The organism is Zhongshania aliphaticivorans (assembly GCF_001586255.1).
Lineage (GTDB): Bacteria > Pseudomonadota > Gammaproteobacteria > Pseudomonadales > Spongiibacteraceae > Spongiibacter > Spongiibacter aliphaticivorans.
In genome coordinates this window covers 260,071-275,462 of record NZ_CP014544.1, presented here as the reverse complement: position 1 = coordinate 275,462, position 15,392 = coordinate 260,071, and the positions used below count along the sequence as shown (strand labels likewise).

Genomic DNA, 15,392 nt, shown 5'->3' with positions numbered 1-15,392 from the left:
TGCTGAGATAGACTCCTGCCTTCGCAGGAGTGACGAAATTAATACGCTGCCGCGTTTAAACGGATAGCTTTCGCGCAGGTGTGGCCCAAGTATATTACACTGCAGTGCAGTGCCCGCCCCCACAATAACTCCCGCGTCGCCCCTGCGAAGGCAGGGGCCCATCCCAGCAACGAAGCCGGTATCACTCTGCGCTTAAGACAAACTAATACACCAAGACCGACCACTACACGGCCGACCCCATTAAACATTCCGCAAAAGCAATACTCTGCCACGCTTAAACGGATGGCTGTCTACGCAGGTATGACCCAAATAAATCACTTTGCAGTGCCGATCACCCTCCCACAAAAACCCAGGCGTCGCCCCTGCGAAGGCAGGGGCCCATCCCAGAAACGAAGCCGGTATCACTCTGCGCTTAAGACAAACTAATAAATCAAGGCCAACCACTACACGACCAACCCCATTAGACATTCCGCAAAAGCAATACTCTGCGACGCTTAAACGGATAGCTGTCTGCGCAGGTATGACGTGCCGATCACGCTCCCACAAAGACTCCAGCGTCGCCCCTGCGGAGGCAGGGGCCCATCCCAGCAACGAAGCCGGTATCATTCTGCACTTAAGGCAAACTAATACATGAAGGCCAACCACTACACGGCCAACCCCATTAGACATTCCGCAAAAGCAATACTCTACCGCGTTTAAACGGATAGCTTTCTGCGCAGGTATGACCCAAGTAAATTACACTGCAGTGCAGTGCCCGCTCCCACAAAAACTCCCAGTCGCCCCTGCGAAGGCAGGGGCCCATCCCAGCAACGAAGTCGGTATTGCTCTGCACTTAAGACAAACTAATACACCAAGACTGCTCTAGCGTGTCTCCCGCCAAGCCTTAAGCAGCTCACATCATATCTCGCTCAACATCCCGCAATCGCCGCGAGTAGCTGCGGCAGTGTTTCCACAGCCAATCTTCCTTTGCCCGGCGCGCCTTTTTCATTGCCGCACCACTGGCGTAGCCTTTAAGCTTTTTACCCGCACCCAGGGCCTGCTCTAAACGAACAACTTCGACTTTCTTGGCACGGCATGCTCGCCAGTCGGCGGCCTGAGCTGGCGCAGCAATTGTTAACACCGCGCTCAACAGCGCAATGGGGTATTTCATGGTGACCTCCTTGTCGACCTTGAACAGTTTCAAAACCAGAATCTATACGTTAAAACACTGCTACAGGTCATGCAAACACGGCTTAACTGTCTTAACGAGTGCGCCAATGGCATAATAGACCGCTGATGCCCGCTACCGGAATTTCTTGCATGAGCAGAACAGCCCTCCCCGAATTTCTTTCCAACGCCGCTGTACCCAATGAACTTCAATCAGTCATTCTTGGCCTTGCCGAGGTCAGCGTCACCATTAGCCAAGCTTTAGCAAAAGGCGCATTGGCCGGTGTGCTCGGCGCTGCCGGTGCAGAAAACGTACAGGGCGAGGACCAAAAGAAGCTCGACGTTATCGCCAATGATTTGATTAAAGAAGCCCTAGCCGCCTTACCGGCGGTTCGCGGCCTAGCCTCAGAAGAAGAGCCCGATGTGCTTGCCTGCCACACCGACGGCCAGTACCTGGTCACCTTTGACCCCTTAGATGGCTCGTCGAATATCGACATTAACAGCATGGTCGGCACCATATTCTCGGTGCTGCCCCACACTGGAAGCGCTGCGGTCACCGAGCAAGACTTTTTACAGCCGGGTCGCCAACAAGCCGCCGCAGGTTATATCTTGTACGGCCCCTCGGTCATGCTGGTATTAAGTACGGGCAATGGCGTGGCCATGTTTACCCTAGACCAAGATCAAAACCGCTACCTGCTCACCGAAGCTGACATCAGCATTCCGGTCGAGGCCAAAGAATTTTCTATCAATATGTCTAACCAGCGCCACTGGGTTGCTGGCATGCAGCACTACATTAGCGACCTGCTCCTCGGCAAAGAAGGCCCACGGGGCAAAGACTTTAATATGCGCTGGGTGGCCGCAATGGTGGCAGATGTTCACCGCATTCTGTGTCGGGGTGGCTTATTCACCTACCCCTGGGACAGCCGCAAACCAGAGCAAGCCGGTAAATTACGCCTAATGTACGAAGCCAATCCCATGGGCTTTTTGGTTGAACAGGCGGGCGGTGAAGTATGGACACCTGAAGGCAAAATTCTCGACATTCAACCCGAGCATATTCACCAGCGGGTTCCGGTTATTCTCGGCGCGGCAAGTGAAGTTAAAATTTGCGTTGACTACCACCAGCGCTGAGTTTTTTCAGCGCATCTAACGAGATTTACCACCATGCTCAGTTACCGTCACGGCTTTCACGCTGGCAACCATGCCGACGTGTTGAAACACCTAGTGCAGGTATTGTGCTTAGACTATTTACAGCAAAAGCCCACCGCGGTGTCTTATATCGATACCCATGCCGGTGCGGGCTTTTATCATTTTGCCAGCGCATTTAGCGCGCAAAATCGCGAGTTCGACAGCGGCATCGCCAAACTGCGCAGCGCCACCAGTGGCCAAGATTTTCCCGCGCCGCTACAGCGCTATCTCGAGGTCATCGACGCCTGCTGTAAAGGCGAGGCCGAAGGCTACCCCGGCTCCCCCGCTATCGCCCTGCAATTACTGCGCGAGCAAGACAAAGCCCATTTATTTGAGCTACACCCCAACGACCACGAAAATCTGCGTAAGCGCTTTCACCACAGCGCTCGCATCAACGACGCCGATGGCTTTGCCGGTCTAAAAGCCCTGCTACCGCCACCCAGCAAGCGCGCGCTGGTCTTAATTGACCCGCCGTATGAAGACAAAAACGACTATCGCAATGTCATTACTGCGCTTAAAGACAGCCAGCGCCGCTTCCCCAATGGGGTGTACGCGCTGTGGTACCCACTGATACCGCGCGATGAATCCACGGATTTAGGTCGGCGTTTAAAGGCACTGTCACCCAAGAATTACCTCCACGTAAAACTAACAGTACAAGCGCCAGCAGGCGAGCACGGCATGTTTGGCAGCGCGATGTTTGTCATTAACCCACCGTGGCAACTGGCCAATCAGCTCACAGAAGTGATGCCGATTCTCGAACAGCTACTTGGCGACGGTGAACACAGTCAATTTGAATTAAATTCAGCGACTCCATAATACTCGCCTGAAAGCCCCAGCTAAATTTTACGACCATGCCCGCCGAAACAGGCTAAAAGTTATCACCCTATAACTTTTAGCCTCAATTGCTATACAGTTCACAGACCGCAACTGCCCCACGCTCTATAACTTATAAAAAATGAAACAAGGTTATGCCCTATGACTAAAACGAATTTTCTGCAGGCAACAGCAGCGGTACTTAGCTGCGCCATACTTGCCGCATGTGGTGGCAGCAGCACAAGTAGCACCCGAAGCAGCCCGCCAGCAAATGGCGCGAGTAATAGCGACCCGGCGTTAACAACAGACATCGCCACCTTGAACGCGGGCCTCGTTTGCGGCGAACTGAGTCACCCCGCCACCGAGGTGGTATTGCTAGTGCACGGCACCTTCACCCACGGCGAAGAACAATACAACTGGAGCTACAAGCCATTATTGGAAGAACGCGGTTACGACGTTTGTATCGTCACCTACCCAGATCGCGGCCTTAATGATTTACAAACCTCCGTTGAATATATTGTGAACGCTGTGCGGCAAATTCACGCCGATACCGGCCGTAAAATTGACATGATTGGTCACAGCCAGGGCGGCTTACATCCACGCTGGGCGGTAACCTGGTGGCCCAGTTTACGCCCCATGGTAGATGACATTGTCAGCTTGGCGGCGCCCCATCACGGCACCCAAATGTCGCCCTCCGTCCTGACTGGCGCCCTGCCCCTACCCCTGCCCGCGGCGGCCTTCCAAATGGCCCAAGACTCAGCATTTATCACCGCCTTAAACAGCGGCGACGAAACACCGGGCAATATAGATTACAGCAATATTTATACAATGATGGATGAGCTAGTACAGCCCTATGAACCGGAGCCAACTGCCGCTCTGGACTTTGGCATGAGCAACCCCAGAGTCAGCAACACCCTGATTCAAGATGTGTGTACGGGGCGAATCGTCGACCACATAACCATTGGCCTCAGCGACCGCTTTACCTTTGAATTAACCTTAGATGCACTGAGCAATACTGGCCCGGCCAATGTTGAGCGCGCCGGTGGTGCCGAGCTATGCGGGCTCCTGCCACTACCAGATCAAGCGCTCTCCGCAACACTGTTAGAAGATTTTGCCAGCGTCTTTGGCAGCGAACCGGCGCAGGGCTTCCCCGACGCTCAACTAGTAAGCGAAGAACCGCCACTGCGGAGCTATGCAACAAAGCCCATACCGCGATAGTTATATGGAATTGGGCAGCGAACGAACAAAAGGCTATTCGCTGCGCTCACATGGATCCCTGCCTGCGCAGGGATGACACCAATCAATCATTCGTCACTCCTGCGCAGGCAGGAGTCTATTTCAACGACAGAGTGCGGATCAAGACTCAGCGACAAAGCTCTTGTGCTAGGCATTCAGCACCACGACCTCCGATATTTTACGTTTTGTAGCCCCTTCATATACTGCGCGACTTCAAAACGTCTTGCGCACTTCAACACCGTAGAAGCGCGGCTCGCCCAACACCCGCGCAAAGGTACCCAAGGATTCACCGGTAGCAACTGCGCCAATGTCATAGCGCTCATCCGTTAGGTTTTTAACATAGGCGGCAATGCTCAGGTCATCATTTATATTGGTCCAGCTCAGACGCGCATCAAGCAATATATAATCATCGGCATAGACTGCACCGGGATTTGTTTTAGTCACCTCCCAAGAACCGTCATCAAAGCCCATATAGGTCTCGCCTTTATAGCTAAGGTCGAAGCGCGGAACAATTAAGCCAATATCGCTAACGATGGTGTATTGCACACCCAAGGAGGCAGACTGACGGGGCGACACGGCAAACTCTTCATCACTGCGATCCAGCACCACTTTTTCGCCGCTGACGGCCAGTGGCGTTAACGCGACATCGTCAAACTCCAAAAACTTATAGTTATTATTACTGTAGGTTAGCGACACCAACATTTCCGGGCTCGGCAGCCATAAAATCTCAATCTCGCCACCTTCAATCATCGACTTGCCGGCATTCTGAGAGGTCACCACCAAGCTATTGGCCGAGTCCAAACCCACGGTGATTAGCTGCATATTTTCAAAGGTCATTGAATACAGTGCAACGTTTACGCGTAGTGAATGCTCTAGTGCATCGACCTTAAAACCAATCTCCCTGTTTTCCAGTGACTCAGGCTCCACCACTAACAAACCATCTACGCCGCTGGGCTCGTGAAAACCGGATTTAAAACCATTACTCAAGGTAGCGTAGGCCATACCCGAGCTGATAAAACTGCCATCTAACCAGGCATCAGGCACCAACCAAGAGCCCGAGGCCATTGGTGTAAACTCTTTAAAAGTACTATCCATATAATCGCGAACCGGCGCCCCCAGAGGTGAGCCAACTTCGCCACTGACCGATGCCTTCAAAATATTGTTAGCCAGACTGATCGGATCTTCCGCCCAAACGCCTAAATAGGTAAGTAAACCCATAGCGGGATCTAGGGTAAGGAAACGTGGATCGGCGCTCACGATATCGGTGACTGCCGCCAGGTCTGAGGTGCGGGTAATCAGTTCCGACTGCCGATCTTCCTCGGTATAGCGCCCACCGAGGGTCAGTTCAAAATGCTCATTTATGTGCCATGTCGCTTGGGTAAATATGGCGAGCGTCTCACCGTCAATATCGAAATCTTGCAATGTGTCTAAGGGCACTAATGCGCCGACAATTGGCGGCGCACTGCCGCCCGGCGGAATCAGTGACGCGTCGGGTACACGGCCCGCCGCAAGCTGAGCAAGATTGATCGCATCGATACCCACTAGCGGACTACTCAACAAATAACGTTCAGATTTAAACTCGTCTTGCCAGAACACGCCCGTGGCATATTCCACTGCGCCATCAAAAAATTGACCGTTTAATTGCAATTCTAGGGTTAAGGACTCTTGGTCGGCATCATCCAAGACAATGCCACGCAAAAAGGGCTCTGGGCCACCTTCGTCAGCCGTCTGCTGTGGTCCTTTTTTAATAGCATCGCGGTACCCAAGAATCGTTTTCAAACTGTGATTCTCATTCAGCTCCCAATTCAGGGTGGCGCCAAACATTAAGGTATCTTGATGCTTAATTTGATGCTGCGTTGGCCCTTGATTGGTCACTAAATCTGGCAGGCTGTCGCGATCATTGGCCTTGCAGTTATCTTGATAAGCGCTGGGATTACTGGGATCAGTATCGCCCGGCCACAATATTCCCAAGCCGTTTATGAACAAGGCGTCTTCATTAATAACCGAGCAATGATACGACGGAAACCGCTCACGCGTTTTACCCAAAAACGTCATGGTGTCTAAGGTAATTGCGTCGGAAGCCAACCAGCGAGTCTGGAATATTGCCGAGAGCCGATCTACCGATTGGTTGTTCGACGAGGACGGGTCACGCAAAAAACCATCGCGGCGATGACTGGCCAGCGCCAGCCGCGTTAAGAACTCATCACTGACCGGCATATCCAGCGCCGCGCGAACTCGCTGTTCACCGTAATTTCCCAAGGCGCCTTCAACATAACCACCGGGCTCCTCGCCCGGCTTAATTAAGGTGAATACCAGAGCGCCACCAGTATTGTTTTTACCAAACAAAGTCCCTTGGGGACCTCGCAACACCTGCACACTTTCAATATCAATGGTGTCTAAAAGCTGGCCGTCAGGGCGGGGAATAAAAATACCGTCGAGGTAAACACTGACCGAGGGATCAAAACGTGCCATTGGCGCTCGCTGGCCAATACCGCGAATAAAAATCTGCGGCGCGGTGCTGTCGTTTATCTGCAAACTCGGCACTGACTTGCTCAGCTCCGACGTGCTTAAAATACCCTGCGCACGCAAATCGTCGCCGCTGATAGCCGTCACCGCCACCGGTGTTTCTTGGATGTTTTCGGCGCGCTTTCGTGCCGTAACAAGCACTTCTTCGAGTGCAGAAGATAAGCTCCTTTTTTCGCCAACTACCTCCGCCGCATGCGGCGATGAGGAAAATACGGTGACCGCCAGGCCCAATAACACCCCACGCGAAACGTGATCCATGGCCATAAACTTACCCTCGGATTCTCTGACGAACCCATTTTATTATTTGAAATAACACGAATCTAAAGATATGTAGCGTAGCGACATAAATCTCAGAAAGAATCATCCGTTTGGATGAAGGGATGCTAAGAGCGTGGAAGTCAGACACCTAAGGGCATTCGCTACGCTCACATGGATACCTGCCTACGCAGGTATGACCTCGAATAAACATTCGTCACTCCTGCGCAAGCATAACAGCAAGCACTGTAAATTTATTTTTTCGTCACTCCTGCGAAGGCAGGAGTCTATTTATCGACGAAGTAAAAATTGCTCGGTGGTTTTGCATCTTCCGTCTCCCGCCAAGCGTTAAGCAGCCGAAAAACTAAACCACTTCCCCAGCAATAAATTCCATCGTCTTTACAGAGACATCAAAATTATCGGCATGGCCAATCATCAATGTTGTTACGTCAGACTTTTTCCAATCTTGCAGGCGTTCGCGGATTCGCTCTTTAGGACCTAGCAATGAAATCTCATCAACCAGGGCATCTGGCACGGCCTTGATGGCTTCGTCATGCTTACCGGCATACCAAAGGTCTTGCACTTTTTGTGCTTCGTCACCAAAACCCATACGACCCATTAGGTTTTTATGGAAATTGTCTTTCTTGGCTCCCATACCACCTAAATACAAGGCCATGGTCATTTTGCCTGGATACATAGCCTCTTCAAGATTATCGTTCACAATGCAATTCACCATCGCATTAATCTCGAAGCCTTCTGGCTTACTCGCCAAGCTATCGTCAAAAATATTCATACGATAGGGCGAGACAAAGATTGGCATCCAACCGTCAAATCGCTCTGCCGCCAAGGCGATGTTTTTAGGGCCTTCGGCGCCCAAAAATACCGGAATCTTTTTACGCAGTGGGTGAGTGATGCTCTTTAGCGGCTTACCTAAATGAAGATTATTGGGGCCATCATAGGGCAGCTTGTATTGCTCCCCATTTAGCGCAACTGGAGCCTCGCGGGCAATGACTTGCTGAAAAATATCCAGCCACTCGCGAGTACGCTCAAGTGGACGTTTGAAAGGTTGACCATACCAACCCTCAACAACCTGCGGACCAGAAACCCCAACCCCCAAACAAAGGCGGCCATTGGAAATATGATCCAAGGTTAGCGCCGACATTGCCGCGCACACGGGTGTTCTTGCCGAAATTTGCATGACCCCAGTACACAAGCGAATTTTACTGGTGGATACCGCAATTGCGGACAGCGGCGTAAAACAATCTGAGCCATAGGCCTCAGCGGTAAACACCGAATCAAACCCAAACGCTTCGGCTTTTTGGGCTAGTTCAATAAAACGATCGGTTGGATTTTTTTGCCAGTAGCCAAGATGTAATCCGAGTTTCATATACGCCCTCTTTTATTCTTTGATAACTACAGTTTAATTAAGAAACGACCAAAGCGTCAGACGACACACGTCTGGCGCAAGACGCAAATGCATTCGCTGCGCTCACATGGATACCTGCCTGCGCAGGTATGACGAAATGCCCGAAACACAAACGCTTCGTCGCCCCTGCGAAGGTTCGAGCGTCGCTCCTGCGGAGGCAGGGGCCCATCTCAGCAACGTAGTAAGGAATTCACCCTGCCACCACAAAGCATTCGCTGCGCTCACATGGATACCTGCCTGCGCAGGTATGACCTCATTCTGACTAATGTCTGCCACTACCGAAACCAGGACACCCTATTAACATCGGACGTCGCTCCTGCGGAGGCAGGAGCCCATCTCAGCAACGCAGTATAAAAATTAGCCCTGCTAACAAAAGCATTCGCTGCGCTCACGTGGATACCTGCCTGCGCAGGTATGACCTCGTTCTGGCTGATTTCTGCCACTACCGAAACAGGACACCCTGCTAACATCGGACGTCACCCCTGCGAAGGCAGGGGTCCATCTCAGCAACGAAGTATTAAAATTGGCGCTGCTAACAAAGGCATTCGCTGCGCTCACATGGATACCTACCTCCGCAGGTATGACCTCGTTCTGGCTAATGTCTGCCACTACCGAAACCAGGACACCCTATTAACATCGGACGTCACCCCTGCGAAGGCAGGGGTCCATCTCAGCAACGCAGTATTAAAATTAGCCCTGCTAACAAAAGCATTCGCTACGCTCACGTGGATACCTGCCTGCGCAGGTATGACCTCGTTCTGGCTAATGTCTGCCACTACCGAAACCAGGACACCCTATTAACATCGGACGTCACCCCTGCGAAGGCAGGGGCCATCTCAGCAACGCAGTATAAAAATTAGCGCTGCTTGCAAAAGCATTCGCTTCGCTCACGTGGATACCTGCCTGCGCAGGTATGACCTCTTTCGGGCTGATGTCTGCCACTACCGAAACCAGGACACCCTATTAACATCGGACGTCACCCCTGCGAAGGCAGGGGTCCATCTCAGCAACGAAGTATTAAAATTAGCGTTGCCTGCAAAGGCATTCGCTGCACTCACGTGGATACCTGCCTGCGCAGGTATGACCTTGCTCTGGTCGATACCTATCCCTGCCTACGCAGGTATGACCTTGCTCTGCATCTTGCATCTAACGCCAGTGGCTCAGCCTATTCGCTTCAATACCAGCGGCAAATCATCAACCGGCTTTGGCAGTGGCACGGTTTGCATTTTGTCGCTAAAACCATCGGCCAAGTGGAACTCATACTGACGCAGAAATTGGTGCATGAAGTTTTTCACTTGCATCAGTGCAAAGTGCATTCCGATACATTTATGGGCACCGCCGCCAAAGCCAACCCAGCTAAATGAGTGGCGTTTGTGCTCGTTACGCGGCTCCAACCAACGATCGATATCGAACTTAAGTGGCTCATCCCAGTACTCGGCCATTCGGTGGGTGTGCTGGGGAGCAAGAAAAAGAATTGTGTTAGCCGGAATTTTATAGCCACCCAACTCGCAGTCATTAATGGTGCGACGCTGCATCATCATAACGGAGGGATGAAGGCGCAAGGCTTCTTTAACGGCCACTTCCATCAGCGGCATATTTTCTAAATCTTCGTAATCGAGATAAGGTTTATCTATCGACATGGCCTCTTCGCGCAGACGCTGCTGTAACTCAGGGTTTTGGCCCAGGTGGAAAAGCATGTGGCTCAAGGCACTGGTGGTTGTATCGTGTGCGGCGAACAGCAAGAAGCTCATATGCGCGATAATATCGTCGTCCGAGAAATACTCGCCATCCTCGGTTTTTTCACGCGTAAAATAGCTAAAGGTGTCGGTGCCGTCGCCCGCACGACGCTCTTCGATGAGCCCGCCAAAAAACTCTTTAAGGTAGCGCTCGCCAATTTTGCCTTTGCGGTGTCTGGTACCCGGCAACTCTTTGGTAACAATGCCCATCAAACCATTGGCGATATCGAGGAACGCTTTATTGAGCTTAGCGGCACGCTCGTCGCTTTCATCTAAGCCAACAAAAATCTGCGCTGCAACATCGAGCAAAATTTGCTTAATAGCCGGGAAAAATAATAATTCGCCCTGCTCGCCCCATCCGCTAATGCCTTCGGCAATCATCGGCCCCATAGTGCCGATATAGCCTTTCATAGCGTCATTCTTAAATGCCGACTGCATCATACGACGCTGAAAGCGGTGCTCTTCATGATCGCGAAGCAGCAGTGCACCTTTATAGAAGCGCCCCAACGAACCCATATAGCCCATTTCAGCAGAGAAGTTTTTATCCCTGTCGAGCATTATTTCCTTATAAAGATCTGGCCCAATCAACAGTGCGCCGCGGAAACCCGCCAAGCCGAAGCGGCTAACATTGCCGTATTGTTGATACTGGCGATCGATGGTGCCGTACAAGTCCTTCACCAGCTGAAATGTCTGACCAATAATAGGTAAGCCGAAAGAACCTGGAATATGGTCCAGTTTCTCGTTATTTTTGCATTCTTTATAGCTTGGGTTTACTGCCGCAGTCATATTCAGCCCTCCGAAGGGGGATTATCGTGATGTTATTTGCGATCAATCATAGGCTCGAGCCACATACATATCAAGCGTCCGATATGAAATATTCGTCATATTCGGTATATTATCCCTGCCACAGTCATTTCCACCGGCCAACACCAGATAATAAGGGTTACCAATTGAGGAAAGTAGACCACGATATCCGCCGCGCAGAAGTCGCTGGCGCCGCTGCAAAACTCATTGCAAACAAGGGCTTAGAAGCGCTTACTACAAGGGCCTTAGCTAAGGAGCTAAGCTGCTCCATTGGTGTGCTGTCCCATTATTTCAGTAGCAAAGAAGAGATAGTCATCGCCGCCTTCCGCTGGGCAGATCAGCGGATCGACCTGCGAATGCAAGAAGCCATAGCCTACGAAAGCCCCAATATCGACTCGTTTGTGCCCGTTATTAAAGCTGGTCTACCGCTGGATGAGGAATCTGACCTAGAGTGGCGGGTGCGCCTGAACCTGCACACCTTCGCCCTCACCCACAAAGACAGCCTTGAAGCCGAACGCGACAAAAACAACCAGTTTCGGGAATTAATGGCGGTAATGATCGCCAATATGCAGACCAGCGGCCACGTGCGCAACGATATCAGCGCCAGCGACATCACCAGCATCGCCTTTGACCTCGTTAATGGCATGGCCAAAAACCTGTTGATGTGCCCCTTTGAAGAACGCGAGGCCAAAGCGGAATATTTGTTTAGGCTTATTGCCGTATTGAAAGGCCCATCGGCGTAAGGATTTGAACATGATTTCAAGGAGCATTCGCTAACGCTCACATGGATCCCTGCCTACGCAGGGATGACAGCAAGTGGTACAAACCGGTCACATGGCCCCCTGCCTGCGCAGGGATGACGCTCGAATCAAAATACGTCGCCCCTGCGAAGGCAGGGGGTCCATCTCGGGTACGAAGAAGGGGTTTCACGCAGCCATCGCGAAGTATTCGCTAACGCTCACATGGATCCCTGCCTCCGCAGGGATGACAGCAAATGGTACAAACCGGTCACATGGCCCCCTGCCTGCGCAGGAATGACGCTCGCATAAAAATCGTCGCCCCTGCGAAGGCAGGGGCCCATCTCAGCAACGAAGTGAATTCATACTTCACACCCCGCCGCCCTCACGCATTTCGCTACTTAGACTTAGCAATCACCTCATTCGCGTACCAAGCCATCATGCCTATTTTCTCTTCAACGGTTTTATCATCTGCTTCAGAGGCATAGACATCGCGGAACGCAACCAGCACTTCATTTACACCGATGTCTTCAAGACGTTTTATCCCATCAGCGCTATAGGCTTCCGCCGTCATCGCTTGAAACTCAAAAGGCAGGTGATCGCGACCGTACTCTTTGCGGAAGTCATTAATTTTATCGATCATTTCCTTAATAGACTCAAGCTCGCCACCAGCCGCAATCCAACCATCGCCTAATCGCGCTGCGCGGCGCAATGCTGGAATGGAATGGCCGCCGACCAGTATCGGCGGGCGCACAGTGGGTACCGGGCATAGCTTTATGGCGGGAAGATCGAACATATCCCCCTTATAGCCAAAGTACTCACCGCTCATCAGGCCATTGATGATCTCAATCATTTCGTCCATGCGCTTGCCACGTTTTTCCCACGCGACATTAGTCACTTCAAAATCTTCTGCCCACGGGCTAATACCCACGCCGTAGGTAAAGCGATTGCCGCTCAACACCGCCAAGGTCGACAAAGACTTAGCAATTAAGGCTGGCTCGTGCACCGCAAGCTTATGCACCGAGGTAGAGAAGCGAATAGTGCTGGTCATTGCCGCCAAATGCGCCGTAAGTAAAAACGGCTCCATAAATGGCACCCCGTCTAAAAACTCGCGGCTGCCATCAGCGTTGTAAGGGTATTTGGAACTCGCCTCTTTCGGGTAGCAAATACTGTCGGGCATGGTAATGGTATCAAAGCCCAGCCGCTCGGCTTCTAAGGTCAGGGGCGCATACTGCTCCTGCGGGCACATACTGTGGTGGTAGGCAAACTTCATCGCTAATCCCTTCCCCTGTCATTATTGTCATAGGCCAACCCAACTGAGTCAGCAGCAACCACATTAATACAAAGATTCGGTTGCCGCCTCACCCAAATGGCGCAGCAAATTGACGATTACGGTCTATGCTAATAGTAAGTTTAATGCAGGGAAGCGCAGGGCTTTAAACCGTAACATTGCCTCTAACACGGTTTATATGGTTCGATTTTTTGCTAAGATAACCAACAACTTAGAATAATTCAGACAAACAAAACACAATGGTAACACCATGAATGTGAGCACCATAAAAGACAGCCGCAGCGTGCGCACCCGCGAAGCACTTATTCGCACCGCCGAACTCTTATTTGCTGAGCAAGGCTACGAAGCGGTGTCAGTCAATACCATCACCCGCGAAGCCAACCAAAACAACCGCAACGCCGTGCAATACCATTTTGGCAACAAAACCGGCCTGCTACAGGCTATTTTTGATAAACACAGCCCCGGCGTAGCCGCTAAGCGCGCCGATTTAATCGACGCCTTACTCGCCACCACCCAGCCCGTGGCTCGCTTGCTGGCCACCGCCATCGTCGAACCACTCCTAGACAAACTCACCGACCCCGACGGGGGCGAGGCCTATATACACATTAGCGCTGAGCTTATTGCCAGCAATACCTTGGGCTACAGCCTGCCACACGCACACCCACTGCAAATACCCAGAGAAACCAAACTGGCCAAACTGGCCGCCAAGCAGCTAACTCATCTGCCACCGGAAGTAGGCCAGCAACGCATTCTCATGATGAATGTTCTCGCTTTTCACGGCATCTCTGACCATGCGCGGGTGCGTAAAAACCGGCAATTAGACCCAATGATACGCGACACCGACTTTATGGCCAGCAATCTCATCGACAGCATTACGGCAATGCTCGAGACCCCGCCATCGCCCAACACCCTGCAAATACTCGAGCAACGCCAAGGCAAATAGCTCACAATGAACGCCCACACGGAGTAACAAAACCGAATTTATGCGTTTTACTTTTTTAGGCACCAGCGCCGGCACGCCAACGGCGCAACGCAACGTCACCGCCCTAGCGCTGAACATAGACGACAACCGCGACTGGTATTTAATCGACTGTGGCGAAGGCACTCAGCATCGCTTACTGCATAGCCACCACTCCAGCGCCAAACTCAAAGCCATCTTTATCACCCATGTTCACGGTGACCACTGCTACGGACTGCCAGGCCTTATTGCCAGCGCCAATATGAGCGGCCGCACCGAGCCACTCACGGTCTGCGCGCCAGACGGCATAGAGCAATACGTTCGCAATACCTTTGCCCTTACCGATGTTCACAATATGCGCTTTCCCCTGAATTTTGTGCGCAGCGACCAGCCGGATTTTTATTACAACGACGGCGCCATTGAAGTGAGCGCCGTTGAAATGTCACATCGCGTTCCCTGTTTCGCTTACCAGATTACCGAAATACCGCCAACCCACATCAACGAAACCAAACTCGATGACCTTGGCGTACCTCGCGGCCCACTGTGGCACCAATTACAACAAGGTGACGATGTAACACTGGCTAACGGCAACACCCTTCGCGCCAGCGAAGTCTGCACCCCCGCCTGGCCAGCCCGCAAAATAGTCGTTGGCGGCGACAACGACCAACCCAGCCTACTGCATAAGGCACTGCTAGACTGCGACCTACTCATTCACGAAGCCACCTTCACCGAAGACGTCTTCGCCAAAGTCGGCCCGCAATACATGCACAGCACCGCCGCCATGGTTGCCAAAACCGCCACCAACACTGGGCTCCCCCACCTTATACTCACCCACTTCAGTCAACGCTATCGCAGTGGCCATTCATCTAAAAACAAACACAAAGCCCAGCACACCGTAAAAGACCTCTACAAAGAAGCCCGCGAACACTACCAGGGAAACTTGCTGCTTGCAGAAGACCTGCAAAGCTATCAACTCGAGAAAGATAAAAGCCTGAATAAGCTTTAACAGCGCAAAAGCATTCGCTACGCTCATATGGATCCCTGCCTGCGCAGGGATGACTTCGAGGGGGGGGTAGGCCTCACTATATATATTAGTCACTCCTGCGAAGCCGGACTCTGCCCCTGCGAAGGCAGGGGGTCCATCTCCGCAACGAAGTACGGAATTCACGCAGCCACCACAAAGCATTCGCTGCGCTCACATGGATCCCTGCCTTCGCAGGGAGGACTTCGAGGGGTTAGGCCTCACTATATATTCGTCACTCCTGCGGAGGCAGGAGTC

Annotated in this window: 11 protein-coding genes; 6 read left to right on the top strand and 5 right to left on the bottom strand. The window is 52.0% G+C overall.

Annotated features, from left to right (window positions below):
• Positions 1 to 892 precede the first annotated feature (892 nt).
• A complete protein-coding gene (locus tag AZF00_RS01285) occupies positions 893 to 1,150 on the bottom strand; it encodes a hypothetical protein (RefSeq protein WP_062382643.1) in 258 nt (85 codons plus the stop codon).
• Positions 1,151 to 1,299: 149 nt separating this feature from the next.
• Here AZF00_RS01285 and AZF00_RS01280 point away from each other — a divergent pair, with 149 nt between their 5' ends.
• The 3 genes from AZF00_RS01280 to AZF00_RS01270 all read left to right on the top strand — a co-directional run bounded on the left by AZF00_RS01280 (position 1,300) and on the right by AZF00_RS01270 (position 4,362).
• On the top strand, positions 1,300 to 2,274 hold the full coding sequence (locus tag AZF00_RS01280; RefSeq protein ID WP_062382640.1) for a class 1 fructose-bisphosphatase: 975 nt from the start codon (positions 1,300 to 1,302) through the stop codon (positions 2,272 to 2,274).
• A 33-nt stretch (positions 2,275 to 2,307) separates the two neighbouring features.
• Entirely contained in the window at positions 2,308 to 3,147 is an 840-nt protein-coding gene (locus AZF00_RS01275) for a 23S rRNA (adenine(2030)-N(6))-methyltransferase RlmJ (RefSeq protein ID WP_062382637.1), read from the top strand.
• 159 nt (positions 3,148 to 3,306) lie between these two features.
• On the top strand, positions 3,307 to 4,362 hold the full coding sequence (locus AZF00_RS01270) for an esterase/lipase family protein (RefSeq protein ID WP_062382633.1): 1,056 nt from the start codon (positions 3,307 to 3,309) through the stop codon (positions 4,360 to 4,362).
• A gap of 231 nt (positions 4,363 to 4,593) precedes the next feature.
• On the opposite strand, the gene AZF00_RS01265 is transcribed toward AZF00_RS01270, so the two are convergent.
• From AZF00_RS01265 to AZF00_RS01255, 3 genes are all read right to left on the bottom strand, one after another.
• Positions 4,594 to 7,170, bottom strand: coding sequence for a TonB-dependent receptor (locus AZF00_RS01265; protein WP_062382630.1), 2,577 nt, complete (start codon positions 7,168 to 7,170; stop codon positions 4,594 to 4,596).
• Between the two features lie 355 nt (positions 7,171 to 7,525).
• Positions 7,526 to 8,548 (bottom strand): LLM class F420-dependent oxidoreductase, encoded by a 1,023-nt coding sequence (locus tag AZF00_RS01260; protein ID WP_062382627.1) that lies wholly within the window; start codon positions 8,546 to 8,548, stop codon positions 7,526 to 7,528.
• A 1,199-nt stretch (positions 8,549 to 9,747) separates the two neighbouring features.
• Complete coding sequence (locus AZF00_RS01255) at positions 9,748 to 11,109, bottom strand: cytochrome P450 (protein WP_062382623.1); 1,362 nt, start codon at positions 11,107 to 11,109, stop codon at positions 9,748 to 9,750.
• An 83-nt stretch (positions 11,110 to 11,192) separates the two neighbouring features.
• Here AZF00_RS01255 and AZF00_RS01250 point away from each other — a divergent pair, with 83 nt between their 5' ends.
• Positions 11,193 to 11,870, top strand: coding sequence for a TetR/AcrR family transcriptional regulator (locus tag AZF00_RS01250; RefSeq protein WP_062382620.1), 678 nt, complete (start codon positions 11,193 to 11,195; stop codon positions 11,868 to 11,870).
• Between the two features lie 391 nt (positions 11,871 to 12,261).
• Here AZF00_RS01250 and AZF00_RS01245 read toward each other — a convergent pair whose 3' ends face one another.
• On the bottom strand, positions 12,262 to 13,137 hold the full coding sequence (locus AZF00_RS01245) for a TIGR03619 family F420-dependent LLM class oxidoreductase (RefSeq protein ID WP_062382616.1): 876 nt from the start codon (positions 13,135 to 13,137) through the stop codon (positions 12,262 to 12,264).
• A 268-nt stretch (positions 13,138 to 13,405) separates the two neighbouring features.
• Between AZF00_RS01245 and AZF00_RS01240 the strand changes: the two genes are divergently transcribed.
• Together AZF00_RS01240 and AZF00_RS01235 are read left to right on the top strand one after the other, a co-directional pair.
• Complete coding sequence (locus tag AZF00_RS01240) at positions 13,406 to 14,098, top strand: TetR/AcrR family transcriptional regulator (RefSeq protein ID WP_062382613.1); 693 nt, start codon at positions 13,406 to 13,408, stop codon at positions 14,096 to 14,098.
• A 40-nt stretch (positions 14,099 to 14,138) separates the two neighbouring features.
• Complete coding sequence (locus tag AZF00_RS01235; RefSeq protein ID WP_062382610.1) at positions 14,139 to 15,119, top strand: ribonuclease Z; 981 nt, start codon at positions 14,139 to 14,141, stop codon at positions 15,117 to 15,119.
• Positions 15,120 to 15,392: the final 273 nt, after the last annotated feature.

Coding starts and splice junctions, on each gene's coding strand:
- AZF00_RS01255 (WP_062382623.1), bottom strand. CDS start 11,109: ATGACTGCGGCAGTAAACCCAAGCTATAAAGAATGCAAAAATAACGAG.
- AZF00_RS01250 (WP_062382620.1), top strand. CDS start 11,193: ATGAAATATTCGTCATATTCGGTATATTATCCCTGCCACAGTCATTTC.
- AZF00_RS01285 (WP_062382643.1), bottom strand. CDS start 1,150: ATGAAATACCCCATTGCGCTGTTGAGCGCGGTGTTAACAATTGCTGCG.
- AZF00_RS01245 (WP_062382616.1), bottom strand. CDS start 13,137: ATGAAGTTTGCCTACCACCACAGTATGTGCCCGCAGGAGCAGTATGCG.
- AZF00_RS01235 (WP_062382610.1), top strand. CDS start 14,139: ATGCGTTTTACTTTTTTAGGCACCAGCGCCGGCACGCCAACGGCGCAA.
- AZF00_RS01280 (WP_062382640.1), top strand. CDS start 1,300: ATGAGCAGAACAGCCCTCCCCGAATTTCTTTCCAACGCCGCTGTACCC.
- AZF00_RS01265 (WP_062382630.1), bottom strand. CDS start 7,170: ATGGCCATGGATCACGTTTCGCGTGGGGTGTTATTGGGCCTGGCGGTC.
- AZF00_RS01270 (WP_062382633.1), top strand. CDS start 3,307: ATGACTAAAACGAATTTTCTGCAGGCAACAGCAGCGGTACTTAGCTGC.
- AZF00_RS01260 (WP_062382627.1), bottom strand. CDS start 8,548: ATGAAACTCGGATTACATCTTGGCTACTGGCAAAAAAATCCAACCGAT.
- AZF00_RS01275 (WP_062382637.1), top strand. CDS start 2,308: ATGCTCAGTTACCGTCACGGCTTTCACGCTGGCAACCATGCCGACGTG.
- AZF00_RS01240 (WP_062382613.1), top strand. CDS start 13,406: ATGAATGTGAGCACCATAAAAGACAGCCGCAGCGTGCGCACCCGCGAA.